This window comes from Arthrobacter sp. E70 (assembly GCF_058266945.1).
This window is the reverse complement of record NZ_JBYQFR010000011.1, coordinates 83,972-106,685: the sequence shown is the minus strand read 5'-3', so window position 1 is coordinate 106,685 and position 22,714 is coordinate 83,972. Positions and strand designations below refer to the sequence as shown.

Here is a 22,714-nt window from a genome sequence, read left to right as displayed (position 1 = left end):
AATTCAGGGACCGGGCCGCCGGCTGCGAGGAGGAACCGCCATGGAGACACCACTTCTGCAACGCGCTAAGGACCGCTGGGGCAACCTGGGGAGCGGGCTCTACGCAGCTGTCCTCAGCGTGGTGGTGCTTGCCGCGAGTGGGCTGGTGGGGCTCTTCCTCCACCTCCCCTGGCTCTTTCCCAGCCTCGGCCCGACGGTGATGCTGTTCTTTGAATCCCCCGAGCAGAAGGCGTCCCGGCCGCTCAATACCGTGGTGGGCCACGGCGTCGGGCTGGCCGCGGGGGCGCTTTGCCTCTACGCCTTTGGCCTGCAGGACCAGCCCTCCGCTCCCGTGGGTGGGCTGACCCCGCTGCATGTACTCAGCGGCGTCCTGTCGGTGGGCCTGACCACCCTCGTCCTGACCTGGCTTGCTGTGCCCCACCCGCCCGCCGGTGCCACCACGCTGATCGTAAGCCTCGGGATCCTGTCCACCCCGGTCCAGCTCGCGTCCATGGCCGGCGCAATCATCCTGACCACCGTGCTGGGGTGGGGGCTCAATGTGCTGCTGGGGACCCGGCCTGCCGGTAAGCCAGAATCTCGGCAAGCTCGGCCAGCCGGTGGGCCCGGGCCGACTCCGCCGGAGTGAAAGGTTCCCCCGGCCGGGAAAAGGTGATGGGGCCGTGCCAGGCGGTGGGAACCTTAAGCCGGGTGCCGTCGTCGTGCCATTCGGCGGACGCCGTGGCCGGGGTGAGGATCCGGGCATGCAGCAGCTCCGCCACAGCCAGCGGCAGCTCATCCGGCGCCTGGGCGATCCGGGCAGCGAGGGTCAGCGCTTTCGTCTGGCCGTCGGCCATGGCCAGGGCAGTGGTGGGCCAAACGTGTGCGCCGGCCCCTCCGCCATCGTGCAGGGCTGCGAGCAACTCCCGCTCACCCACCCCGGCCGGGGCGGACAGGACAAGTTCGTCCAGCACTCCGCCGGGCACCGGATGGACGTGGATGCCCAGGATGTTGGTCTCCAGCCGGGCGAGTGCCCGGGCGAGCCGCTGCAGCGCGCCGGGCTGGTCCCTGAGCACGGTCCGCGCCCGCCACAATGCCGGTGCCGCGGCCAGCCTCCTCCGGTGCCGGAGTGCCGGAGCATGGAGCCAGCCGCGCAGGAGGCGCGCGGCCGACGGTTCCGCCACCCATATCGCCAGGACTGTCGCGGTGAGTGTCAACACCAGGACCTTGGCCACGTACGGAAGGTGGGCATCCACTACCAAGGCGTGGACCAGCAGCTCGATCGGAAGCATCGCCGCGATGGTGGCCATCGTCTGCCGGGTCCTGGGCGGTTCGGGCATCAGGCCACAGACTTCGCAGCGCAGTTCCGCCGTGGGCGCGTTCGGTGTTCGGAGCTTCATGGCTCAAGCATCGTGGCGCGCTGTTTCGTCCGCGTTGCGCCCTGATTCCATTCATGGGAACGCCGCTCCCGGCTGCCGGCGCCCGCACCGTAGGATTTAGCAGGAACGTCAGCGCGGCCGCCCACCGGAATCCCCCCGCAGGAAGGCGCTGTACCCCTTGAAGATGATGGCCGAGATGTTCAGCATTGCCCCGGGCAACAAGGACCACCATCCGGCGCTGAGATGCGCGGTGGGCGTCTTCGTCCCGCTGATCACCCTGCTGCTCCTTGGCCGCCTTGACCTGGCGATCTTCGCGTCGTTCGGTGCGTTCACGGGGATCTACGGCCGCGGGGAACCGCACGGCGTGCGCTTCGTGCTGCAGCTGCGGGCCGGCCTGCTGATGCTGCTGGTCATCCTCCTGGCGGCGCTCGCGGCCAGGACGGGCCCGGCCTGGGGCCTCGACACGGGCACGAACACCTGGCTTCTGGTCGTGGCCACCACCCTGGTGGCCGGCGGCTGCTCCGTGGCCATCTCGTGGCTGCGCCTGCGTCCTGCCGGCTCACTGTTCCATATCTTCGCCTTTGCGGCCATCGCGTCCATTCCCAACCAGCCGCCCTTGTGGCAGGGCATGCTGGTCGCCGTCCTCACCACCGTGTTCTGCCTGCTGGTGGGGTTTTCGTCCCGTGTGCTGCCCAGCCACCGGACCCCGTGGACCGGGCCCCCGCGCATCCGCCGCACGCCAGCCGAGAAGCGGGCGGCGTGGCTCGAAGGCTTCGGTTACCTGGTGGCTGCAGGGCTCGCCGGTTCCCTGGCCACCTGGGCGGGGGAGGCCCTTGGCTTCGGCCACAACTACTGGGCGATGGTGGCGGCCGTGGTTCCGCTCGTCGGCCACAGCACCCGGCACCGGGTGCGCCGCGGCATCCAAAGGATCATCGGAACGGTCCTGGGCCTGCTGGTCCTGGCAGCGGTGCTGCTGGTGGGATTGCAGCCCTGGCAGACCGTGCTGGTCATGGCGTTGTGCCAGTTCGGCGCGGAAATGTTCATCATCCGCCAGTACCTGCTGGCCCAGGTCTTCGTCACCCCCCTCGCCCTGGTCTCCACGCTCCTGGTGGTTCCGGCCTCCCCTGCCGTCCTCCTCCGCGACCGGATCATCGAGACGGTCATCGGTGCCGCCGTCGGCATCGCCGTGGTGCTGGCGCCCGGAGCGTGGCGCCGGATGAAGCAACGGACGACGACGGCCTGACCGCCGTGGGTGCCTCCGCTGCGCGGGCGCGGGCACGGTACGCTGGACTCCCGTTGAATGGAAGGTTGTGCTGACCTGAAGGGAGTGCGGCGGTGGCAAATTCCCGTTCCGGCGACTCCGTGGTGGACCGGATCGTCCGGCTGATTTCTGCCTTTCCCCAGGACATCAATGCCCTGCAGCTTAGCGAGCTTGCGCAGCGGGCAGGCCTGCCGCTCAGCACCACCCACCGGCTGGTGGGCCAGCTCGCCGCACACGGCCTGCTCGAGGCGTCCCCGGGCGGCATGGTGCGGCCAGGGCTGAGGCTCTGGGAACTCGTGAACCGCACGTCCCCCACGCTCGCCCTGCGCCAGGCGGCCATGCCGTTCATGGAGGATATCCAGCAGGTCCTGAACCAGAACGTGAACCTGGCCGTGCTGGACGGGTGGGAGGCGCTTTTCGTTGAGCGGCTGTCGCGGCGCGGCTCCGTGACCAACCGCGCGCAGGTTGCGGGCCGGATGCCGATCCATGTCTCGTCGGCGGGCCTGGCACTGATGGCCCATCAGGAGAAGGCCGTCCAGACTGACTACCTTGAGCAGTTCGCGGACCCCGCCGGCAAAATCACCACGGACGCCGTCAGGGTGCTGCTGGGCGAAGCCGCCCACCAGGGATTTGCGCAGTTGAAGGGCGTGGTGGATCCGGACACTTGGGGCATTGCCGTCCCCGTCCTCAACCGCAGGAAGCACGCCGTTGCCTCGCTCGGCGTCGTGGTTCCCCTGCGCGAGATGCGGCTCCAGGCGCTGGTGCCCGCGCTCCAGACTGCGGCCCGTGGCATCGCCCGGCAGCTTGCGGACTCCTGATCCATTCAACGGAATTGATGTAACGGCAGTCACGGCGCCTCGCGCACACTGGATGCCAGACCGATCCCGCCCCTCCCGGGCCCGCAACGAAGCGAGAAGAATCCATGGCACGCAAAACCGTTTCCACCCAGGTGGCCATCATGGGCGGCGGCCCCGCCGGACTCATGCTCTCCCACCTGCTGGCCAAGGCAGGCATCGAGTCCACAGTGATCGAGATCCGCAGCCACGAGGACATCGCCCACACCGTGCGTGCCGGCATCCTGGAGCACGGGACCGTCAACCTGCTGGTGGACAGCGGCGTCTCGGACCGCGTGCTGCGCGACGGGGACCGCCATGACGGCATCGAACTGCGCTTCAATGGCGAGAGCCACCGCATCGACTTCAAGGACCTGGTGGGGGAGTCGGTGTGGCTGTATCCGCAGACGGACGTGTTCCTCGACCTCGCCGCGCGCAGGAAGGCCGACGGCGGGGACGTCCGCTACAGCGTCACGGACACCACCGTGCATGACCTGGAGGGCAAGCCGAAAGTCTGGTTCACGGACGCGGACGGTGCCGAGTGCGAGATCCAGGCCGACTTCCTGGTGGGAGCCGACGGTTCCCGCAGCCACTGCCGGTTCCAGATCCCCGAGGCCCACCGCAAGTGGTACTTCCACGAATACCCCTTCGCCTGGTTCGGCATCCTGGCGGAGGCACCGCGCAGCTCCGACGAGCTGATCTACGCCAACTCCGCCAACGGCTTCGCCTTGATCAGCCAGCGCACCGAAACCGTGCAGCGGATGTACTTCCAGTGCGACCCTAAGGAAAACGTGGCCGAATGGGACGACGACCGGATCTGGGCCGAATTCCGCAGCCGCGTCAACGGCAACGGCTTCGAACTGAAGGAAGGCCCGGTCCTGGAGAAGATGGTGCTGCCGTTCCGCAGCTTCGTCCATGCCCCCATGCGGTACGGCAACCTGTTCCTCGCCGGCGACGCCGCACACACGGTCCCGCCCACCGGCGCCAAGGGCCTGAACCTGGCCATCAACGACGTCAGGGTCCTCTTCGAGGGGCTGGACAACCACTACAACTCCGGCACGGACACGCTCCTGGACACCTACAGCGACCGGGCCCTGGCCAGGGTCTGGAAGGCCCAGCAGTTCTCCTACTGGATGACCACCATGCTGCACACGCCGGCCGACGCGGACGACTTTTCCCGCGCCCGCCAGCTCGGTGAACTCAACTCCGTGGTCTCGTCCCGGCACGGCATGGCCTACCTCGCCGAGGCCTACACCGGCTGGCCCGCCTCCTCCTAGGTAGCCTTAAAAAGGCCGACGGCGGGGCTGGCGCCGGCTTCAGGGTGCCAACAGCAGCCGCCGGATCGCCGCCGTAATGGCGGCAGGGTCCGGGCTTTCATTCCGCCGGACGGTGAGCAGGTGCAGCAAGAGCCCGTCACCGTAGTCCGCAACATCGCGGGCGCGCGCTGCTGCATCCGGCACCCCCAGGGCAGTGAGGGCCTGCTCCAGGTTCCGCACCAGCAGCACATGGCCGGCAGTGACGGACTCGGGGTGGTCCAGTGAAAAGGCCAGGCGCGCACGGGTGAGGCTCGCGTGCGGTCCGGCCAGCGCCAGCACCAGGCCTGCCAGTTGTTCGGCGAGTTCCCCAACGTCGCGGGGTGGACCGGCGGGCCCGGAATCCTGGAGAAGCGCGCCGTCCAGCTGCAGCAGGCGCTCCAGCACTGCCTCCACGAGGGCGCTGCGGCTGCGGTAGTAGTTGGATGTGGTCCCCTCGGCCAGTCCTGCCGCCGCATCCACCGCCCTATGGGTGAGCCCCTTCAGTCCACTATCCGCCACTACCGCCAGTGCGGCGTCAAGGAGCTGGGTTCGGCGGTCAGGCATGCCTCCAGTCTAATAACGCCCTTCCATTGCACTACAAAAGTAGTAAAATTGTCGCCATGGAAACGGTCACGATCGTTGGCGGAGGAATTGCAGGACTGGCATTGGCTGCCTGCCTGGACCCGGACCGGTTCGAGGTAACCGTCCACGAGAAGCGGCCGGAATTGCCCACGGTCGGCACCGCGTTGGGGATGTGGCCAACGGCTCAACGCGCGCTGGCCCGGCTGGGGGTGCTGGAGGAGGCCAGGGCAGCCAGCCCAGTGATCGGCAGCGGCTCGATCCGAAACGGCGCCGGTGAACCCTGGGCAACGGTCGACGCCGGCGCGATGTTCGCCATCTCCCGGATCGACTTGCTGCAGCTCCTGGACTCCGCCGTTCCGGCGACGGTGCGGCGCGTTACGGAGAACGTCCAGCAGGTTCCGGCCGGTGAAGGCCTGGTAGTCGGTGCAGACGGCGTCCACAGCGTGGTCCGACGCGGGGCCTGGGGTCCCGGCAGCGCTGCGCGGCTCACGCCGTACCTTGCCGTGCGGGGGATCCTTCCTTTGCCGGTCAACCAGGGTGCGGTGGGTGAATACTGGGGCCGCGGGGACCTCTTCGGCATTGCCGCCGCCCGGACCGGCACCCTTTGGTACGCGGGTTACCGGTCCGGCCTTGGACCGTACGGGATCGATGTGGCGTCCGTGCTGGACCAGGCCCGGGAGCGCTTCGCCGGGCACGCGCCCGCAATACGGGAGGTGCTGGCAGCCGCAACACCCCAAGGCTCCCTGGTGCAGCGGCTCTGGACAGTTCCTTACCTTCGTTCCTACGTCCGCGGCCGGACGGTGCTGATCGGCGATGCCGCCCACGCCATGACCCCGAACCTGGGCCGGGGCGCCTGTGAGTCGCTGGTGGACGCGGTGACGCTGGCGGAGCTCCTCAACACGCTGCCGCAAGACCAGGCACTGCCTGCCTACGACCGCAGCCGCCGCCTCCGGAGCCAGGCAGTGAGCGGGGCCTCGGCCGCCCTCAACCGGATCGCCATGGCTGAACGCGCCCAGCCCTTCCGAGACCGCCTGCTCAACCTTGCCCGCAGACGGCGGCCGCGTGCCGCCGTCGTCAGCAGCACCAGCGGCTGACGTCCGGACGCGGCATCAGCGGACCATACATCAGCGCACGGCGGCAGCGGGCCGGGTGGCGTCGTCCTCTCCGGGGGCAGGGGCAGCCGGAAGTGCCTGGCCGGCGGCCCCGGGAACGGCAGGTGCCCCGGGCAGGCGTTTCCTGCCGGGGCGCCGGCCGGACCGGCCGTACACGAAATACATGGTGAGGCCGGTGATCACCATGAGCAGGACGGTGTACACGAAGGTGTTGGCGATTCCCTCAGTGCCCTCGGCGCCGTCGGTGTTCGCCTTGATCACCAGGCCCAGCGGCTGGACCAGCGGGTGGGCCAGGAAGATGGCGGTGTCGTAGTCGTCCAGCAGGCTGTTGAAATTCAGCGCCGTAATGGCAGCCGCCGCCGGCAGCACCAGTGGCAGGAGGATCCGCCGGAACACGTAGAGCGTCTTGGCGCCCATGATGGCGGCCGCTTCTTCCAGCGAGGAATTCACGGAGGCGAAGGACGCCTTCAGCATCCGCAGCGTGAAAGGGATCTTGACGGTGACGAAGGCGACCAGCAGGAGCACCGTGGTGCCGGTCAGTACGGCGCCGCCCACCAGCGGGTTTGGATGGTCGTAACTGATGATCAGGCCCAGTGCCAGGAGCGCCGAAGGCAGGATCCAGGGGATATGCAGCAGGTACTCGAAGGCGGAGGCCAGCCAGTTCCGGTACTTCTGCAGCAGCCGTGCCACGAAGAGCAGGCCACCCACGGCGATGAGGGCCGCCAGTGCGCTGTACACCACGCTGACAATGAACGGCCGCAAACCCGACTGCTGGGTCAGGACGCGGACATAATTGTCCAGCGTCAGGTTGCCCAGCGAGAGCTGCCCGGTCTGGATGGCTGCCCCGTCAGCGAATGAGTACAGGACGATGAGCACCACCGGCAGCGTGTACACGGCAAACAGCAGGTACGCCACGGCGTGGACCGCCGCGTTGGCCAGCGGATTGGTGATGTCCTGCTTCTGCAGTTCAGAGGACACCTTGGACACCGAGAAGTAGGTGCCACCCTTCTCGAGCCTGGACATCACCGCCAGCATCACCATGGTGGCCAGGCCCAGGATCACGGCCAGCAGCGCGGCGAGGTCCCTCGAGGTGGGGCTGTTGGTGAAGGTCAGGATCATGGGGGTGATCGTCTGGAAATCCCGGCCACCCAGCACCTGCGGCGCACTCAGGGCCCCGAGGCCGGTCAGAAAGGACAGGATGGTGACCGCGAACAGGGTCGGTTTGAGCATGGGCAGCACGATCCGCCGCAGGATGGTCCAGGTGGAAGCGCCGAGGTTCTTCGCAGCCTCGATGGTCTGGTAATCGATGCCCTTCAGCGCATTGGCCACGAACAGCATGTGGTTGGTGGTGGTGGCGAAGGTCATGACCGCCAGGACCGCGAAAAACCCGGAGAACCAGTTGGCGTCCATCCCGGGAAAAACCTTCACCAGCAGCGACGTGACAATGCCTTTGTCCCCGTAGATGAACTTGTATCCGGCGGCCAGCACGATGCCGCCGTAGATGAAGGTGGACGCGTAGCCCAGGAACAGGATCCTTGAACCACGGACCCGGAAGTAGTGCGTCACCAGGACGATGAAGATGCCCACCAGGTTGACCGTGATGGACAGCGCTACGGCCAGCAGGAAGCTGTTCCCCAGGGCCTTCATGGCGCGTTGGGAGGAGAACAGCTTTTCCGCCGCCCGTCCCGAAAAGCTGCCGTCCGGGAAGAACGTGGCAATCAGGACGTTGATGTTGGGCCAGACCAGGAATGCGGCAATGAACCAGGTGAGGGCGGCGCCGACCACCAGGACGAAGGGTGAGCGGGCCATCCCGCGGACCGGGGTCCCGGTCATGGCAGGGCCACCGCCTCGTCCTGGTTCCGCAGCGCGGAGCCGGAAGCCGGGTGGTACTGCAGCACATGCCCGGGCTGCAGGTACACAGTGGCCTCCGTGCCGGGTGCCGGGTGGGCGCCGCCGTCCTCCCTGACCAGCAGGCGGACGTCCGCGCCGTGGCTCCGCACCACGTAGCGGCTGTGCAGGCCATGGTAGGTGCGGGACACCACTGTTCCGGGGAGTCCGACGGCGGTGCCGCCTTCCGGAGGCACTGCGAGTGACGCTTTTTCCACCCGCAGGTAGGAGTTGGCGTCCGTGCTCAGCTGCGCCCCGGAAAGGCGGTTCACTTCAGCGATGAACTCCGGGGTGAGGGCGGAGCTGTCGCCAATGAAATTGCAGACGAACTCCGTGGCGGAGTGGTCGTAGATTTCCTGCGGCGTCCCCACCTGCTCGACGACGCCCTTGTTGAAGACGGCCACGCGGTCACTCATGGCAAGTGCCTCGTCCTGGTCGTGGGTGACATACACGGTGGTGATGCCGAACTCGCTTTGCAGGTCCTTGAGCTGCTGCCGGAGCTGGTGCCGCAGCTTGGCGTCGAGGTTGGACAGCGGCTCGTCCAGCAGCAGGATCTTGGGCCGCAGCACGAGGGCCCGGGCCACGGCCACGCGCTGCTGCTGGCCGCCGGACAGCTCCGCCACGTTCTTGGACAGCTGTTCGTCGCTGAGGTCAACGCGCCGGGCTATGTCCCGGACCAGGCGGTCACTGTCCGCCGGTTTCTCTTTCCGGACCCGCAAGCCGAAAGCGATGTTCTCCCAGACGCTCATGCTGGGAAAGAGGGCATAGTTCTGGAACACCATGCCCACCTGCCTCTTGTCGCTCGGAAGCCGCGTGACGTCCTTGCCGTCCACCCGGACGGTGCCCTTGGCGGGCTGGATGAAGCCCGCCAAGGTGCGTAACGCCGTCGTCTTGCCACAGCCGGAAGGCCCCAGCAGCGTGAAGAACTCCCCGGGCCGGACGTGCAGGTCCAGCTGAGGAATGGCCGTGAATTCGCCAAAGGTAACTTCGATGTTGTCCAAGCGGATCATGTCAAACCTGTCTGGTGGAACGGCGGACGGAAGGGGCGGCCGGGCTACGTCATGTATTCGAGCTCGATCTTCTCTACCCAGGCGCCCATGTTCTCCTGCACGAAATCCCAGTCGATGTCCTGCTGTTTCAGGTCCGCGAAGAAGTGCACCACTTCCGGGTTGGCCTGCGCCTGGGCGCCCTTGTTCACCGGCATGGAGTTGAACTGCTTGGCGAACTGGCCCTGGGTCTCGGCGCTGCCGAACCAGTCGATGAACTTCTGGGCCTGTTCCTTCTTCTTGCTGCCCTTAACCAGGGCGATCTGCTCCACAGCCATGGGAACGCCCACGGAGGGGATCACCGTTTCAACGTCCACCTTGAAAGACTTTTCCCGGTCGGCGATGATCGAGGACGGCATTTGGCCCATGTCCACCTCGCCTGCGGCGATGCGCGCGAAGAGGTCCGTCTTGGCTACGGCCGGGCTGCCGTTCTTGAAGTACTGCTCCACCTGCTTCCACCCGTCGTCGGATATCCCGAGGTCGCCGGAGTCATCGCGGTAGCGGCTGAGGATGCCGGCGAAAACCAGCTGCGCCGTAGCGGTGCCAAGGCCGGTGACGCGTTCGTAGCGGCTCTTGAATTCGTCCTTCGTCCACAGGTCAGTCCAGTCCTTGGGGGCGGCGTCCTTGGAAAACTTGTCCGAGTTGTAGCCGAGCAGGATGGCCTGCTTGACCAGCGGCCAGTAGGTCTCCCCGTCGCCGAGCTCCTTGTCCACGTCGCCGGCCCAGGACGGCTGGTACGCCTCCAGGGCGCCCTCGTTCTTGATCTGCGAGAAGTACATGTTATTCAAGCCGAACGCGACGTCGGCGATGGGGTTGTTCTTCTCGGCGATGAGCTTGTTGGTGGCGTCGGCTCCGCCGGCGCCCACGATCTCGACTTTGAAGCCCGCCTCGGCCGCCTTGGCGGTGAGCCAGTCCCCGCGGCCTTCGCCGTTGGAGTTGGTGTACACCACCAGGGTGTCGCCGGAACCCGCGGCGGCCTGGGAGCCGCTTCCGGACGGGGCGGGGGATGCCGCGCCGCTCCCGCAGCCGGCAAGGAGGACGACGGCGGCAGCGGCGGCGACCACATTCTGGAATCTACGCACGATCAGGACTCATTTCTGGACTGGAACCGGAGCATGTCCGCACAGCCTATAGCTGGGCATGGCAAAAAGCGGGCCGTTATAGCTATCGATTCGATAAACAGCCCGGCTGCCTACTCTGGACCAGCGGTGGAAATGGGGCGCACCCTACGGGTGAACGCCCGGTGAATCCTGCTCTCCGGCAATTGGGGAGGGCAACGGCGGAAGCCGGGTTCCGCCGTCGTCATTCCTTCGCGTCAGTCCCGGACTGATCCTTCCTGTACTGAGCCTTCCTGCACCGTTCCCTGCTGTACCGATTTTTGCTGGAGTGTTCAGTCCTTGACGGCGGTTTCCGTGAGGTGGTGCGTGGGGATGCGGTCCCGGTCGTAGGTGATCTCCGTGTAGCCGTGCGGTTCCGGCTTTCCCTCGGAGTTGAGGTTGACGAACACGATCTCCTCGATGGTGAGGATGCTCTGCCGCGTGATCATGTTGCGGACCTCCGCCCGCATGGTCAGTGATGTCCGGCCAAACCGCGTGGCCGTGAGGCCCATTTCGACGAGGTCGCCCTGGACGGCCGAGCTGACGAAGTTGATTTCCGAGATGTACTTGGTGACGGCGCGTCCGTTGCCCAGTTGCAGGATGGCGTAGATGGCGGCTTCTTCGTCAATCCACTTCAGCAGGCTGCCGCCGAAAAGCGTTCCGTTGGCGTTGAGGTCCTCGGGGCGGACCCATTTGCGCGTCCGGAAGGTGATGTCTGCTGTTTCCATAGGCCGAGATTAGCCGAACGCACCGCAGGGCCACCGAGTGTGACGGCCTGCACGCGGGCGGCGCGGCACTAGGCCATTGCGGTGTGGGCGGCGCTGCGGGCATTGATGCTCTTCGCGTAGCAGTAGGAGTGCTGCACGCCGACGTACGGGCCGAAGTTGGGTATGGCTTCGAAGCCTGAATTTTCGTAGAAGTTCCGGCCGTCCGGCTGGGCGGAGCCGGCTTCCGCCTTGATCCGGGTGATGCCCTGCCTGAAGGCTTCCGCTTCGAGCGCTGCAAGGATGGAACTCGCTACACCTGAGCCGCGGGTGTACGGCAGGACATACAGGCGCTTGATTTCGGCCGTCGACGCATCGAGCAGGCGAAGGCCGCCGCAGCCTACCGGCTGCCCCGACCCCTTGTCGTAGGCCACCAGGAAGACGGCGCAGTCGGCGCCCGACGGCGGCGGGCCGGGTTCGTGGTCCGGGTTGCCGAAGCGCGCATCGAGTTCAGCCTGCTGCGCGCGGCGGAGGTCGGCCCCGACGGGGTTGGACCAGGGGACGTGCCTGATGTTGAGACGCGGATTGGTTTGCATGCCTGCCTCGATTCGCCGGAGGGATATGCCTACCAAGGCTAGAAGGAGGCGGTTACAGGGGTGTTTCTCCGGGGTAAGGACTTAGCTACAGCGGAAAACCTCTGCAAATCCAACTTACTTGGCAGCCTAGTTATCAGGTGGACTAGACTGATTACATGGCTTTCACAGGCAATGAGGGATCCGGTTACTGGTATGGACCCGACGGACAGTTGGACTACAGTGCCGCCGTCCTGAAGGCGCTCCGCGACTATCGGTCGGCTGAGACGGCCATTCGGCGCACCACCCGGGACTCCATGGGCATGGGTGAGACCGACATCCTGGCCCTGCGCTACCTTTTGCGCGCCCAGGCCTCCGGAAGGCAGGTGGTACCGAAGGATCTGAGCCACTTCCTCAACATCACCAGCGCCTCCACCACGTCGCTCATCGACAGGCTCGTTGCCAGCGGCCACGTCCGCCGCGAGGCCCACCCCTCGGACCGCCGCTCCGTGGTGGTCATTCCTACTGTTGAGTCGGATAACGAGGTTCGCGAGACGCTGGGTGCCATGCACCGGCGCATGATGTCGGTTGCCGAGTCGCTCAGTGCCGAGGAAGCCAGGACGGTGGTGGAGTTCCTGCAGCGGATGACGCAGGCCTTGGCCGCAGCGGAGCAGCACGAAGGAAAAAAAGTATCTAGCCCGACTAGCTAGTTGGTCTAGTTATATGTAAGCTTACGATTATCCCGAAAGTTGCTTCCCAACGGAGTCGTGAGTGTCTTGGTCACTTGTACCGAAGTTCCACCGATTGATCCCCACAACGCTCACGTCATCCTGCGCTACCGGACCTGCCTGTTGATTCCTTCTACCCTGGACGGCACCACTGCGCCGCAGGATGAAGCTCCGGCAGCGGTTCCTGCCCCATGACAGCCGCCGGGCTGGTGACGCCGGAACTTGTCTTGGAGCGGGGCGACCCTGCCGCAGGGGAAGTCGTTGCGGGACGCTACCGGTTGAAGGAACGGCTGGGCCGGGGGTCAGCGGCCGAAGTCTTCCGCGCCGTGGACCTGGCAGGTGGCCCCGATACGGCCATCAAGGTGGCAGCCGGGGAGTGGCGAAGACGGCACGAAAGAATCCGGAATGAGGCCGCCATCCTGGCAGGCTTTGACCACCCGTCCATCGTGCGGTTCATCGCCGCGGGGACCATGCCTGCCGGCGGGGCTTTTTCCGGCCGGCCCTTCCTGGTGCAGGAGCTTGCCCTGGGGACAAGCCTCGCCGAGACCGGGCGCACCAGGAGGCCGGGTCCAGGCGAGGTTGCCGGATGGGCCCGGGGCCTGTTCAGCGGACTCGCACACCTGCATTCCGCCGGGGTGGTGCACCGGGACATCAAGCCGGCCAACCTGATGCTCAGCGGCCTGCGCAGGAGCCCGGTGCGGATCATCGACTTTGGAATCGCCGCGGCGGTGGGAGCGGCGCCCGAGCCCGGGATCTCCTCCGGAACCGTGCACTACATGAGTCCCGAACAGGCCTCGGGCGGCGCGGCAGACCCTTCATGGGATGTGTACGCCACGGGCTTGGTCCTGCTGGAGCTCCTCACCGGATCCAAGGCGTTCCCTGGCACCGCCATCGAATCCTTGGTCGCCCGGACCCTGCGGTCCCCGGACGTGCCGGACCATCTGGGCGGCTGGAGCGGATTCCTGCGGGCCCTCACGGCAATGGAGGGCAGTGGCCGGCCGACGGCAGCAGAGGCGGCCGTCATGGCGGCGCGGCTCATGCCTCCAGTTCCTGACGGCCGGGAGGCGCGGCCTTGCCGGACGATGCCGGTGTTTCCCGCGCGCCGGCACCGGCAGCGGGTTTAGGGTCCGGTGACGGCCTTGCCTGTGGGATCTTCCGCGGTGGGGTCAGCCAGGGCGAGACCGCCCACGGGGCTTCCATCCCAGTGGATCAACGTCCAGCCTGCATCGGGGCTGCCTTCCAGTGCCACAATTCCCGTGTTGGCCAGCACATGGCGGGCGGCAAAGTCGTGGTCTGCCCCTTCGGCCCGCAACCCCGCCCACGTGCGGATGGCCGCGCCGTGGCTGACGACGGCGGCAGTATGGTGGCGGCGGCGCGTAGCCTGTTCGGCGACGTGCGCAATGGCCGCGTCAAAGCGCTCGAAGAAGGTGTGGCCGTCCGGCCCGGCAGGCATGCGCCGGTCCAGCTCGCCGGCGGCCCAGGCGATGACCGTGCCCATGTAGCGCTTGTGTGCTTCGTGGTCCGTCAGCTTCTCCAGGGAGCCTGCTTCGATTTCGTGGAGGCCGTCCAGCACCGTGACGTCGAGGGTGTGCAGGCGGGCCAGCGGTTCCGCGGTGATCTGCGTCCTGATCAGCGTGGAGGCATACAGGGCTTCGATGGGCTCGTTGGCAAGGGACCGGGCCATGGCTTCGGCCTGGCGGCCGCCCAGCTCGGTCAGGCCGGGTCCGGGGTGGGCGGTGTCCAGCTGCCCCAGAACGTTGCCAGGGGTTTCGCCGTGGCGGATAAGCAGCAACTTCATGCTCCCAGTTTCCCACCGTTTGCTGGGGCCGAAGGACGCGCCGCGGAACGGCCAACGCCGGCCCCGACGCAAGGCGCCGGGCCCCGAAGAGCCCGGCTCCGACGTCGTACTCCCTGCTGTGCTGCAGGCCTTTACTTCAGGTGGTCCACCAGCTGGTCCGCAATGCCCGTGTACTTGCCCGGCGTCAGAGCCAGCAGGCGGGCTTCCGCCTCCGGGGACAGGCCGAGGCTCTGCACGAATTCCTGCATGCGGGCGGCGTCCACGCGATGCCCGCGGGTAAGGTCCTTGAGCCGCTCGTAGGGGTTTTCCATGCCCTCGACGCCGGCGATAGCCTCGGCGCGCATGACCATCTGGATTGCTTCGCCGAGGACCTCCCAGTTGGTGTCCAGGTCCCCGGCGAGCACGTCCTCGGCAACATCCAGGCGCTCCAGGCCCTTGGCCACGTTGGAGATGGCCAGGAGGGAGTGGCCGAAAGCGACGCCGATGTTGCGCTGGCTGGAGGAATCGGTGAGGTCGCGCTGCCAGCGGGAGGTCACCAGGGTGGAGCCCAGGACATCCAGCAGGCCGGAGGAGATCTCCAGGTTGGCTTCGGCGTTCTCAAACCGGATCGGGTTGACCTTGTGCGGCATCGTGGATGAGCCCGTGGCGCCCGCCACCGGGATCTGCGCGAAGTAGCCGATGGAGATGTAGCTCCAAATGTCCGTGCAGACGTTGTGCAGGATGCGGTTGAATCGGGCGACGTCGGCGTAGAGCTCAGCCTGCCAGTCGTGGCTTTCAATCTGCGTTGTCAGCGGGTTCCAGGTCAGGCCGAGTCCCTCGACAAAAGATTTGGACACGTGCTGCCAGTCGGCGCCGGGAACGGAGGCCACGTGCGCGGCGTACGTGCCGGTGGCGCCGTTGATCTTGCCCAGGTACTCGGTCTTGGCGATCCGGTCCAGCTGGCGGGTCAGGCGGTGCGCGATGACCGCCAGTTCCTTGCCGAGGGTGGTGGGGGTCGCGGGCTGGCCGTGGGTGCGTGACAGCATGGGCACGGCGCGGTTGTCCTCTGCCATCTTGCTGATTTGGGCCACTAGGCTGCGGGCTGCCGGGAGCCACACGTCCTCCACGGCACCCTTGATACCCAGTGCGTAGGACAGGTTGTTGATGTCTTCGGACGTGCAGCCGAAGTGGACCATGGCGGTCAGGTTTTCGATCCCGATGGCCGGCAGGCGCCGGCCGATGTAGTACTCCACGGCTTTGACGTCGTGCACCGTGACCGCCTCGATCTCGGCCAGCTCGGCCACGGAGGCGGCGTCGAACTCGGTGACGATGGCACGAAGCTGGTCCTGCTGCTCCCCGGTCAGGGGACCGGCGCCGGGAAGGACACTGTTGCTGGTCAGATGGATGAGCCACTCGACTTCGACGGCGACGCGGTCGCGGTTCAGCGCCGCTTCGGACAAGTAGTCCACGAGCGGGGCGACGGCGGCCTGGTACCGGCCGTCCAGCGGCCCCAGCGCGATTTTTTCGGGCGACGCGGCGAGGGCCAGGCGTCCTGAGGGCGTACGGGTGTCAGCTGTGGCGGCAGTTTCAGGCATGTGCTGATTCTTTCACGAAGTCCGTCGGGGCCTTAAGTGCCGGATTCCAGGTTACTTGTCCACATAGCCGACGGCGGTGCTTACCTGCCGCCGGCGGTCTCCCTAGCGTGGAAACACAAGGACTGAGGCGCGACGAGCAGCAGCCCGGGCAGCGGCAGGGGGCCGGCATGGCAGACGATCTGGCGGAGGGGATCCGGGGCGGAGGGCTGGGCACCAGCGTTGCGGTCCAGGAGCTGGCAGCGAGGTTGGACCGTTGCGCCGGCCGCACCGAGGAAGTCCTCGCCGGGTTCCGGGAGATCCAGATGCTGGAGTGGCAGTCTCCTGCCGGACAGGCCTACCGGGATGCAGTCAGTCTGCAGGCAGTAGCGGTGCGCCGGGCGCTGGACCGGATGCACGAGGCATCGGTGGCAGTCGCCGCTCATGCCCGGGCGGCGTTGACGTCCGACTGCTCCTACGGAGGCCGGCCCTGATGGCCGACATCATCCCGTCAGGTTCCGGCGGCCCCATCCGTCTCTCGCCGCCGGCCCCCGACGGCAACCTGATGGTCAGGGGCGGGGTGGGTGGAATCACCGTCCAACTGGAGGAGCTGGACCTCGGTGCCGGGAAGCTCGACGGCCTGGCAGAGCGGCTCAGCGACGTGGAAACCGAGGTCTTCAACATCTGGCGGGACCTCGGCGCCCATCAGAATGAGCCGCGCAGCACGGGAACGGCGGCCCTGATCGCGGTGGGGGAGGCGCGGGATGCGGTCCAACGCGCCAGGCTGGAACTGCAGCGGATCAGCAGCCAGGTCCGGGGCTGCCGGTTTGAATATGAGGTGGCCGAGGAAGGGGTCCGCCACCTGCAGCGTACCCCCGGCATGTCGCCGCCGCTGGTGGAACTCCAGAAACACACCGACTTCTGGCGGACAGGATTCCTGAACGGGGCTGCCACCGAAATGCTGCTGGGAAACGCCGTCACCGGACTTCCTGCCATAAAACCCCTTCTTGAATGGGCTGATCCGGGACTCCGTACGGGAACGGTCGCAGTCAAGCAGGAAGAAAGCATCACTTTGGATCTCGACGCTTCAACGGCAGGGCTGCTGGAGCGCGTCAGACTGCTTGAGGAGCGCGGAAGTGGCTTCATTGAGGTGGTCGAGGTGGATAACGACGGAAGAAAGGCCTATGTCGTCCTTGTTCCCGGAACACAGGTCAACAAGGCGGATGAGGGCACGAACCCCTTCGACCTGGGCGGGATAGTGGATGGGCTGGGCAGCAATTCGAAGGAGGTCAATGGTGCCGTCCTCCGGGCGCTCCGTGATTCCGGCGCGGAGCGCGGGGCAGACGTGATCGCCGTGGGCTACAGCCAGGGAGGAATCCACGCCATGAACCTTGCGGCTGATGAGCGGTTCCAGGACGAGTACGACATGAAGTTCGTGCTGACCGCCGGATCACCCATTTCACGCATTTCGCTTCCTCCAGGCGTCAACACGCTGCACCTGGAGCACCGCACGGACTGGGTGCCGGGCAGCGACGGTATGCCGAACCGGGATGCCAGGAACCAGGTCACGGTCACCATGACCAACGACCTCTATGTCAGGGGAGGGGAGGACGCCGGGCTGGGGCCCGGGCACAGGCTCGGCGGATACGAGGAGGCCGGCCGCCTTGTGGCAGCCAGCAAAGACCCCTCACTGGTGCAGTCCACCGCGGTGCTGGGCGCCGTGCTGGGTGCAGGCGGCGCCGCCACGGCCACGCGCTTCTCCCTGTCAAAGACGCCACCGCCGCCTCCTCCCATGGACCGCAGGGACCCCTTCTCGGGGCGGCCGCAACAAGGTGCCAAGTGAACAGCTTGTATTCGCCGGGACGGGGAAGGGTTCACGAGATCTGGGCGGCGTGCATTTCGGCGTAGGCGTCGAAGCGGCTTTGCTCCGGCTGCGGGGCGGGCTGCGGAGTTGGTGGCTGCGCGGCCGCCGGGCACCGGTAGTTGTAGTCGAGGTTCCCTGCGGTGAACTGGGTGGTCGTGACGGTCGCGCCGCTCGTGAGGGCTGCCGCCGAGCAGTACTCCTGCGCCGATGACGTGTCGTCCGCGCCCGCCAGCCAGTTCTTGAGCCTGTAGAGGCTGCTGGCGGGGCTGATTTCGCCCGCAATCTCACCGAATTGGTACCCGGTGGAATAGATGCCTACCTCTGCGCCGGTTCCCACCAGGTAATCGGTCATGCCTTCCAGTTCCGCGGCGTTCGCCGTCTTGTTGGATAACCAGCTGTTTCCGGTTTCGACGTCCAGCCACCACATGCGGCGTACTGTGCTGCCACCCGCGCCCTTCACAATGACCACGTCGTTGAAGGCTGTGGCGTACCCGTGGACGTAGGCACACGCCGGGGACGCGCTCCCATCGCACAGTCCGTAGGGGTTGCTGATGTCGTTATCCAGATAAGTGTTGTCGGCCGGCCACCACAACGACTCGACCGGCCCCGTTGCCGCGGTGTTCACATACAGGGCAGCCGGAGTGCCACCCGTTGCATCCAGGGTGCGGTCCGCCCAGGCCAGCTGCTCAGCCAGGCACGGGTTTAGCGTATCCGGACGTCCCCCGTTCACTCCGACAATCGCGAACGCCGGCGGTGCAGGCAGATCTTCGCCGCACTGGGGCCAGGAGATGTCGTTGCCGAGCACGCCATCGGCGGGCGCCTCTGATGTGGCGTCCGCCTGCGCCGGGCCCGCCTGGACGGCGAACAGCAGGCAGGCAGCAGCCAGGATTATTACCGGTTTCATTCTTCGACCCCGAGCTTCCGTAACTGACAGCAGCGGGCCCTTCGGTGGCCCACGGGAAGCAGCCTAGGAAGCCTGGCCTTGAGGGGTCATGCGTGGCCGGTACTGGAATTTTGGAGGGTTATCGGGGGAACCGGGCGCGGGTGTACCCGATTCTGCGCTTATTCCTACTTGGGCGGGTAAGCCCCGGTTATGCGGGTCAGCGCCGGCCGCCTGGCAGCAGTCCTGCCACCAGGGAGACCAGGGAGATGATGATCGCGGCCAGCACAGCCGTCCAGAAAAAGGAATCGATGCTGAGGTGGACGGGCGTGTAGCTGCTGAGCCACGCAGTCAGGTACAGCATCGCGGCGTTGATGACGATGGCGAACAGTCCCAGTGTCAGGATGGTGATCGGCAGCGCAAGGAGCCTGACCAGCGGCCTGACGAAGGCATTGACCACACCGAAGATGAGGCCGATGAAGAGATAAGCGAGGATGATGCCGATCGTATCCGCGTCCTGTGAGATGCCGGACCTGGCCACGGCGTCGGATGTCGCCGTGCTGGAGATGTCCATCCCGGGCAGGATCCAGCTGGCCACCCAGAGGGCTGCGGCGTTGACGATGATCCGGAGGATAAGCGAACCCATGCCACTAGGCTAGTGGCCATGACCCCATCTGAGACCAGGACAGGCGGAATTGCACCGCGCCCGGTGCTGGACCGGCTTCCGCGGTATGCCGCGGGCAAGCCCCCCGCGGCCGTTGAGGGAATGGCCAGCTACAAGCTGTCCTCGAACGAGAACCCGCTGCCCCCGCTTCCCGCCGTCCTGGAGGCCATCGCCAGCCAGACGGACTTCAACCGCTATCCGGACCCGTTGAGCAGCAAGCTGCGCGCCGCGCTCGCCGACTTCCTCAACGTTCCTGCGGAGGACATCGTGACCGGAGCGGGCAGCCTGGGCGCGCTCAACCAGATCCTCGCTGCGTTCGCCGGCCAGAACGAGGACGGCAAGGCGGACGAGGTCATCTACGCGTGGCGGTCATTCGAGGCGTACCCCATCAGCGTGGGACTGGCAGGTGCGGAGAGCGTCCGGGTTCCGGTCACGGCAGACGGCAGGCACGATCTCGACGCCATGGCGGCCGCCGTCAGTGCCCGGACGAAGGTGATCCTCCTCTGCACACCCAACAATCCCACCGGTCCGGCCCTGAAGGCGGCCGAGACCGAAGCATTCATCCGGTCCGTCCCGGCTGACGTGGTGGTGGTGATCGACGAGGCCTACCAGGAATTCGTCCGTGCCGGCGACGCCGTGGACGGGATCTCGCTCTACCGCAAGTACCCCAATGTGGTGGTGCTGAGGACCTTTTCCAAGGCACACGGCCTGGCAGGATTGCGGGTGGGCTACAGCGTCTCCCACCCGGAACTGACCCAGTACCTTCGGGTGGCCGCAACGCCGTTCGCGGTGTCCCAAATTGCAGAAAAGGCAGCGGTCGTGTCGTTGCAGAATTACGCCCAGGTTGTGGAAAGGGTACAAAAGCTCGTCGACGAGCGGGAGCGGGTCACCGCCGGACTGCGGGAGATGGGATGGAACGTACCCGAGGCCCAGGGCAACTTTGTGTGGCTGGCGCTCGGTGCTGAAAGTGCCACCTTCGCAGAGCTGGCGGGCGCGCAGGCATTGTCGGTGAGGGCGTTTCCGGGAGAGGGCGTCAGGGTGAGCATCGGGGAAGTGGAAGCCAACAGCCGCTTCCTCCAATTGTGTGCCGACTATACAAAGGCCTCCGCCACTTCCTAGCGCTTAACAAGTAGCCCTTCCGCTACCTACCGAAGATAAAGTTAGGATCAGTAAGCCATTGTATATGCCTTGACGGGAATGTATTCCCCTTGAGGCATATATCCCAGCGACATTTGCATTGCATCGGATGCGGCAAGCAAGGAGACGGTATGGGCACTCATCTGCCTTCCACCGAGTTCGACGGAACAGCGGTAGACGACCAGCGGGAGGCTGACGCCGAAGCCGTTATGGGCGATCCCTCGGCCCAGATGGTGCAGCTGCTCGGCCCGGACGGAAAGCTGGGCACCGATCCGATGTTCAGCCGCTACGCGGACAAGCTCACTCCGGACGCCCTGCGGGGGCTCTACGCGGACATGGCCGCCATCCGCCGGTTCGACATCGAGGCCACCGCCCTCCAGCGCCAGGGCCAGCTTGCCCTGTGGGTGCCGCTGACGGGCCAGGAAGCCGCCCAGATCGGTTCCGGCAGGGCCAGCCAGCCGCAGGACTACATCTTCCCCACCTACCGTGAACACGGCGTCGCCCTGACCCGCAACGTTGACCTGGCCGAGCTGCTGCGCCAGTTCCGCGGCGTGTCCAACGGCGGCTGGAACCCCAGGGAGACCAACTTCCACCTCTACACCCTGGTCCTGGCCGCTCAGACGCTGCACGCGGTGGGCTACGCGATGGGAATCCAGCGCGACCAGAAGCTGGCCGGTGCGGCCGGCAACGAGCCGGACGCTGCCGTCATCGCCTACTTCGGCGACGGTGCCAGCTCAGAAGGCGACGTCCACGAATCAATGGTCTTCGCCTCCTCCTACAACGCGCCCGTGGTCTTCTTCTGCCAGAACAACCACTGGGCCATTTCCGTGCCCACCAACGTCCAGACCCGCGTTCCGCTGTCCAACCGGGCCAAGGGCTACGGCTTCCCCGGCATCCGCGTGGACGGCAACGACGTTATCGCGGTGCACGCCGTCACTGAATGGGCACTGGAGCACGCCCGGCAGGGCAAGGGCCCGGTCCTGATCGAGGCCTTCACCTACCGCGTAGGTGCCCACACCACTGCCGACGATCCCACCAAATACCGCCACTCCGACGAAGAAGAGGCGTGGCGGGCCAAGGATCCGCTCTCCCGGCTTGAGAAATACCTGCGCGCGGAGGGCCTTGCTGACGATACCTTCTTCGCCAAGGTCAAGGCCGACGGCGATGAACTCGCCGCCTACGTCCGGCGGACAGCCCATGACCTCGAAAACCCCGACATCCGGCAGGCCTTCGCCAATGTCTACGCCGAGGCGCACCCGCTCGTCGCCGAGGAACTGGCGTGGTTCGAGGAATACACGGCAGGATTCGCGGGCGATGAAGAGCCGTCCGCGCAGCACGGTGCAGCAGCAAAGGCAGGCCACTGATGACAACGATGACCATAGCGAAGGCCATCAACGAGGGCCTGCGCGCCACCTTGGCTGCCAACCCGAAAGCGCTCCTCATGGGCGAGGATATCGGCCCCCTGGGCGGTGTCTACCGCGTCACTGACGGGCTGATCGGCGAGTTCGGCCCGGACCGCGTGGTGGATACCCCGCTGGCCGAATCCGGCATCATCGGAACGGCCATCGGCCTGGCCCTGCGCGGCTACAGCCCCGTGTGCGAGATCCAGTTCGACGGTTTTGTCTTCCCCGGGTTCAACCAGATCACCACCCAGCTCGCCAAGATGCACGCACGCAGCAACGGCAACCTGACCGTTCCGGTCGTCATCCGCATCCCTTACGGCGGAGGCATCGGCTCCGTGGAGCACCATTCCGAATCACCCGAGGCGCTGTTCGCCCACACCGCCGGCCTGCGCATCATCACCCCGTCCAACCCGCACGACGCCTACTGGATGATCCAGCAGGCCGTGGAGTGCCAGGACCCGGTCATTGTCTTTGAACCGAAACGCCGCTACTGGCTCAAGGGCGAGGTCGATCGCGACGTCCCGGGCCCTTCAGCCGATCCCTTCACCGCGCACGTCCTGCGCGAGGGGACCGACGCCACCATCGTGGCCTATGGCCCGCTGGTCCCCGTGGCCCTTGCCGCAGCCAACGCCGCGGACGAGGACGGCAGGAGCGTTGAAGTCATCGACCTCCGCTCCATTTCGCCCATCGACTTCGATACCGTGACGGCCTCGGTGCAGAAGACCGGCAGGCTGATCGTGGCCCACGAAGCCCCCACATTCGGCGGCATCGGCGGGGAGATCGCGGCCCGCATCAGCGAGCGTGCCTTCCACTCCCTGGAGGCACCCGTGATCCGCGTTGGCGGCTTCCACATGCCGTACCCCGTTGCCAAGGTGGAGGAAGACTACCTTCCCGACATCGACCGCATCCTGGAGGCGCTGGACCGCGCCCTCTCCTACTGAGGACA

General features: G+C 66.4%; 23 protein-coding genes. 12 read left to right on the top strand and 11 right to left on the bottom strand.

The window, feature by feature from the left end; translation table 11 throughout:
• The first annotated feature begins 40 nt into the window (after positions 1–40).
• Complete coding sequence (locus tag AC3IMC_RS15025; protein WP_490919357.1) at positions 41–625, top strand: HPP family protein; 585 nt, start codon at positions 41–43, stop codon at positions 623–625.
• Here AC3IMC_RS15025 and AC3IMC_RS15020 read toward each other — a convergent pair.
• Positions 534–1,376: an amino acid-binding protein gene (locus AC3IMC_RS15020; RefSeq protein WP_490919356.1), complete on the bottom strand. Its 843-nt coding sequence runs from the start codon at positions 1,374–1,376 to the stop codon at positions 534–536. The genes AC3IMC_RS15025 and AC3IMC_RS15020 overlap by 92 nt on opposite strands.
• Positions 1,377–1,533: 157 nt before the next feature.
• Between AC3IMC_RS15020 and AC3IMC_RS15015 the strand changes: the two genes are divergently transcribed.
• The 3 genes from AC3IMC_RS15015 (at position 1,534) to AC3IMC_RS15005 (ending at position 4,726) form a co-directional block, all read left to right on the top strand.
• Positions 1,534–2,598 (top strand): FUSC family protein, encoded by a 1,065-nt coding sequence (locus tag AC3IMC_RS15015; protein ID WP_490919355.1) that lies wholly within the window; start codon positions 1,534–1,536, stop codon positions 2,596–2,598.
• A gap of 92 nt (positions 2,599–2,690) precedes the next feature.
• Positions 2,691–3,434, top strand: a complete 744-nt coding sequence (locus AC3IMC_RS15010; protein WP_490919353.1) for an IclR family transcriptional regulator — start codon at positions 2,691–2,693, stop codon at positions 3,432–3,434.
• 104 nt (positions 3,435–3,538) lie between these two features.
• Positions 3,539–4,726: a 4-hydroxybenzoate 3-monooxygenase gene (locus tag AC3IMC_RS15005; RefSeq protein ID WP_490919352.1), complete on the top strand. Its 1,188-nt coding sequence runs from the start codon at positions 3,539–3,541 to the stop codon at positions 4,724–4,726.
• A gap of 39 nt (positions 4,727–4,765) precedes the next feature.
• Here the strand turns inward: AC3IMC_RS15005 and AC3IMC_RS15000 are convergent, their stop codons facing one another.
• Positions 4,766–5,308, bottom strand: coding sequence for a TetR/AcrR family transcriptional regulator (locus tag AC3IMC_RS15000; RefSeq protein WP_490919351.1), 543 nt, complete (start codon positions 5,306–5,308; stop codon positions 4,766–4,768).
• A gap of 56 nt (positions 5,309–5,364) precedes the next feature.
• Between AC3IMC_RS15000 and AC3IMC_RS14995 the strand changes: the two genes are divergently transcribed.
• Positions 5,365–6,420: an FAD-dependent monooxygenase gene (locus AC3IMC_RS14995; RefSeq protein ID WP_490919350.1), complete on the top strand. Its 1,056-nt coding sequence runs from the start codon at positions 5,365–5,367 to the stop codon at positions 6,418–6,420.
• Between the two features lie 30 nt (positions 6,421–6,450).
• Here the strand turns inward: AC3IMC_RS14995 and AC3IMC_RS14990 are convergent, their stop codons facing one another.
• From AC3IMC_RS14990 to AC3IMC_RS14970, 5 genes are all read right to left on the bottom strand, one after another.
• A complete protein-coding gene (locus tag AC3IMC_RS14990) occupies positions 6,451–8,271 on the bottom strand; it encodes an ABC transporter permease (RefSeq protein WP_490919349.1) in 1,821 nt (606 codons plus the stop codon).
• Positions 8,268–9,335, bottom strand: coding sequence for an ABC transporter ATP-binding protein (locus AC3IMC_RS14985; protein ID WP_490919348.1), 1,068 nt, complete (start codon positions 9,333–9,335; stop codon positions 8,268–8,270). Before AC3IMC_RS14985 ends, AC3IMC_RS14990 begins: the two co-directional genes overlap by 4 nt.
• Positions 9,336–9,379: 44 nt before the next feature.
• On the bottom strand, positions 9,380–10,453 hold the full coding sequence (locus AC3IMC_RS14980; RefSeq protein WP_490919346.1) for an extracellular solute-binding protein: 1,074 nt from the start codon (positions 10,451–10,453) through the stop codon (positions 9,380–9,382).
• A 308-nt stretch (positions 10,454–10,761) separates the two neighbouring features.
• Positions 10,762–11,196, bottom strand: a complete 435-nt coding sequence (locus AC3IMC_RS14975) for an acyl-CoA thioesterase (protein WP_486416181.1) — start codon at positions 11,194–11,196, stop codon at positions 10,762–10,764.
• Between the two features lie 68 nt (positions 11,197–11,264).
• Positions 11,265–11,768: a GNAT family N-acetyltransferase gene (locus AC3IMC_RS14970; RefSeq protein ID WP_490919345.1), complete on the bottom strand. Its 504-nt coding sequence runs from the start codon at positions 11,766–11,768 to the stop codon at positions 11,265–11,267.
• A 155-nt stretch (positions 11,769–11,923) separates the two neighbouring features.
• Here AC3IMC_RS14970 and AC3IMC_RS14965 point away from each other — a divergent pair, with 155 nt between their 5' ends.
• Together AC3IMC_RS14965 and AC3IMC_RS14960 are read left to right on the top strand one after the other, a co-directional pair.
• A complete protein-coding gene (locus AC3IMC_RS14965) occupies positions 11,924–12,454 on the top strand; it encodes a MarR family winged helix-turn-helix transcriptional regulator (protein WP_490919344.1) in 531 nt (176 codons plus the stop codon).
• 209 nt (positions 12,455–12,663) lie between these two features.
• Positions 12,664–13,596 (top strand): serine/threonine-protein kinase, encoded by a 933-nt coding sequence (locus AC3IMC_RS14960; protein WP_490919343.1) that lies wholly within the window; start codon positions 12,664–12,666, stop codon positions 13,594–13,596.
• On the opposite strand, the gene AC3IMC_RS14955 is transcribed toward AC3IMC_RS14960, so the two are convergent.
• Both AC3IMC_RS14955 and purB read right to left on the bottom strand, forming a co-directional pair.
• A complete protein-coding gene (locus AC3IMC_RS14955) occupies positions 13,593–14,270 on the bottom strand; it encodes a histidine phosphatase family protein (RefSeq protein ID WP_490919342.1) in 678 nt (225 codons plus the stop codon). The genes AC3IMC_RS14960 and AC3IMC_RS14955 overlap by 4 nt on opposite strands.
• A 131-nt stretch (positions 14,271–14,401) precedes the next feature.
• Positions 14,402–15,844, bottom strand: coding sequence for an adenylosuccinate lyase (gene purB, locus AC3IMC_RS14950; RefSeq protein WP_490919340.1), 1,443 nt, complete (start codon positions 15,842–15,844; stop codon positions 14,402–14,404).
• A gap of 167 nt (positions 15,845–16,011) precedes the next feature.
• Between purB and AC3IMC_RS14945 the strand changes: the two genes are divergently transcribed.
• Positions 16,012–16,314, top strand: coding sequence for a hypothetical protein (locus AC3IMC_RS14945; protein ID WP_490919339.1), 303 nt, complete (start codon positions 16,012–16,014; stop codon positions 16,312–16,314).
• Positions 16,314–17,663, top strand: coding sequence for a hypothetical protein (locus tag AC3IMC_RS14940; protein WP_490919338.1), 1,350 nt, complete (start codon positions 16,314–16,316; stop codon positions 17,661–17,663). The genes AC3IMC_RS14945 and AC3IMC_RS14940 overlap by 1 nt, the downstream gene beginning before the upstream one ends.
• A 31-nt stretch (positions 17,664–17,694) precedes the next feature.
• Here AC3IMC_RS14940 and AC3IMC_RS14935 read toward each other — a convergent pair whose 3' ends face one another.
• Positions 17,695–18,588, bottom strand: coding sequence for a hypothetical protein (locus tag AC3IMC_RS14935; RefSeq protein WP_490919337.1), 894 nt, complete (start codon positions 18,586–18,588; stop codon positions 17,695–17,697).
• Between the two features lie 196 nt (positions 18,589–18,784).
• A complete protein-coding gene (locus AC3IMC_RS14930; RefSeq protein ID WP_490919335.1) occupies positions 18,785–19,210 on the bottom strand; it encodes a phage holin family protein in 426 nt (141 codons plus the stop codon).
• A gap of 18 nt (positions 19,211–19,228) precedes the next feature.
• Here AC3IMC_RS14930 and hisC point away from each other — a divergent pair, with 18 nt between their 5' ends.
• From hisC to AC3IMC_RS14915, 3 genes are all read left to right on the top strand, one after another.
• The gene (gene hisC, locus AC3IMC_RS14925; protein WP_490919334.1) at positions 19,229–20,347 is read left to right on the top strand and encodes a histidinol-phosphate transaminase; all 1,119 of its coding nucleotides are present in this window, start codon (positions 19,229–19,231) and stop codon (positions 20,345–20,347) included.
• 149 nt (positions 20,348–20,496) lie between these two features.
• Complete coding sequence (gene pdhA, locus AC3IMC_RS14920) at positions 20,497–21,729, top strand: pyruvate dehydrogenase (acetyl-transferring) E1 component subunit alpha (RefSeq protein ID WP_490919333.1); 1,233 nt, start codon at positions 20,497–20,499, stop codon at positions 21,727–21,729.
• Positions 21,729–22,709, top strand: a complete 981-nt coding sequence (locus tag AC3IMC_RS14915; protein WP_490919332.1) for an alpha-ketoacid dehydrogenase subunit beta — start codon at positions 21,729–21,731, stop codon at positions 22,707–22,709. Before pdhA ends, AC3IMC_RS14915 begins: the two co-directional genes overlap by 1 nt.
• The last annotated feature ends 5 nt before the right edge of the window (positions 22,710–22,714 follow it).

Excerpts from the sequence above, each read along its gene's own strand:
- AC3IMC_RS14965 (WP_490919344.1), top strand. The coding sequence starts at position 11,924 with ATGGCTTTCACAGGCAATGAGGGATCCGGTTACTGGTATGGACCCGAC.
- AC3IMC_RS14915 (WP_490919332.1), top strand. The coding sequence starts at position 21,729 with ATGACAACGATGACCATAGCGAAGGCCATCAACGAGGGCCTGCGCGCC.
- AC3IMC_RS14955 (WP_490919342.1), bottom strand. The coding sequence starts at position 14,270 with ATGAAGTTGCTGCTTATCCGCCACGGCGAAACCCCTGGCAACGTTCTG.
- purB (WP_490919340.1), bottom strand. The coding sequence starts at position 15,844 with ATGCCTGAAACTGCCGCCACAGCTGACACCCGTACGCCCTCAGGACGC.
- AC3IMC_RS15000 (WP_490919351.1), bottom strand. The coding sequence starts at position 5,308 with ATGCCTGACCGCCGAACCCAGCTCCTTGACGCCGCACTGGCGGTAGTG.
- AC3IMC_RS14940 (WP_490919338.1), top strand. The coding sequence starts at position 16,314 with ATGGCCGACATCATCCCGTCAGGTTCCGGCGGCCCCATCCGTCTCTCG.
- hisC (WP_490919334.1), top strand. The coding sequence starts at position 19,229 with ATGACCCCATCTGAGACCAGGACAGGCGGAATTGCACCGCGCCCGGTG.
- AC3IMC_RS15025 (WP_490919357.1), top strand. The coding sequence starts at position 41 with ATGGAGACACCACTTCTGCAACGCGCTAAGGACCGCTGGGGCAACCTG.
- AC3IMC_RS14935 (WP_490919337.1), bottom strand. The coding sequence starts at position 18,588 with ATGAAACCGGTAATAATCCTGGCTGCTGCCTGCCTGCTGTTCGCCGTC.
- pdhA (WP_490919333.1), top strand. The coding sequence starts at position 20,497 with ATGGGCACTCATCTGCCTTCCACCGAGTTCGACGGAACAGCGGTAGAC.
- AC3IMC_RS14945 (WP_490919339.1), top strand. The coding sequence starts at position 16,012 with ATGGCAGACGATCTGGCGGAGGGGATCCGGGGCGGAGGGCTGGGCACC.
- AC3IMC_RS15020 (WP_490919356.1), bottom strand. The coding sequence starts at position 1,376 with ATGAAGCTCCGAACACCGAACGCGCCCACGGCGGAACTGCGCTGCGAA.
- AC3IMC_RS14990 (WP_490919349.1), bottom strand. The coding sequence starts at position 8,271 with ATGACCGGGACCCCGGTCCGCGGGATGGCCCGCTCACCCTTCGTCCTG.
- AC3IMC_RS14930 (WP_490919335.1), bottom strand. The coding sequence starts at position 19,210 with ATGGGTTCGCTTATCCTCCGGATCATCGTCAACGCCGCAGCCCTCTGG.
- AC3IMC_RS14995 (WP_490919350.1), top strand. The coding sequence starts at position 5,365 with ATGGAAACGGTCACGATCGTTGGCGGAGGAATTGCAGGACTGGCATTG.
- AC3IMC_RS14960 (WP_490919343.1), top strand. The coding sequence starts at position 12,664 with ATGACAGCCGCCGGGCTGGTGACGCCGGAACTTGTCTTGGAGCGGGGC.
- AC3IMC_RS14985 (WP_490919348.1), bottom strand. The coding sequence starts at position 9,335 with ATGATCCGCTTGGACAACATCGAAGTTACCTTTGGCGAATTCACGGCC.
- AC3IMC_RS14975 (WP_486416181.1), bottom strand. The coding sequence starts at position 11,196 with ATGGAAACAGCAGACATCACCTTCCGGACGCGCAAATGGGTCCGCCCC.
- AC3IMC_RS14970 (WP_490919345.1), bottom strand. The coding sequence starts at position 11,768 with ATGCAAACCAATCCGCGTCTCAACATCAGGCACGTCCCCTGGTCCAAC.
- AC3IMC_RS15005 (WP_490919352.1), top strand. The coding sequence starts at position 3,539 with ATGGCACGCAAAACCGTTTCCACCCAGGTGGCCATCATGGGCGGCGGC.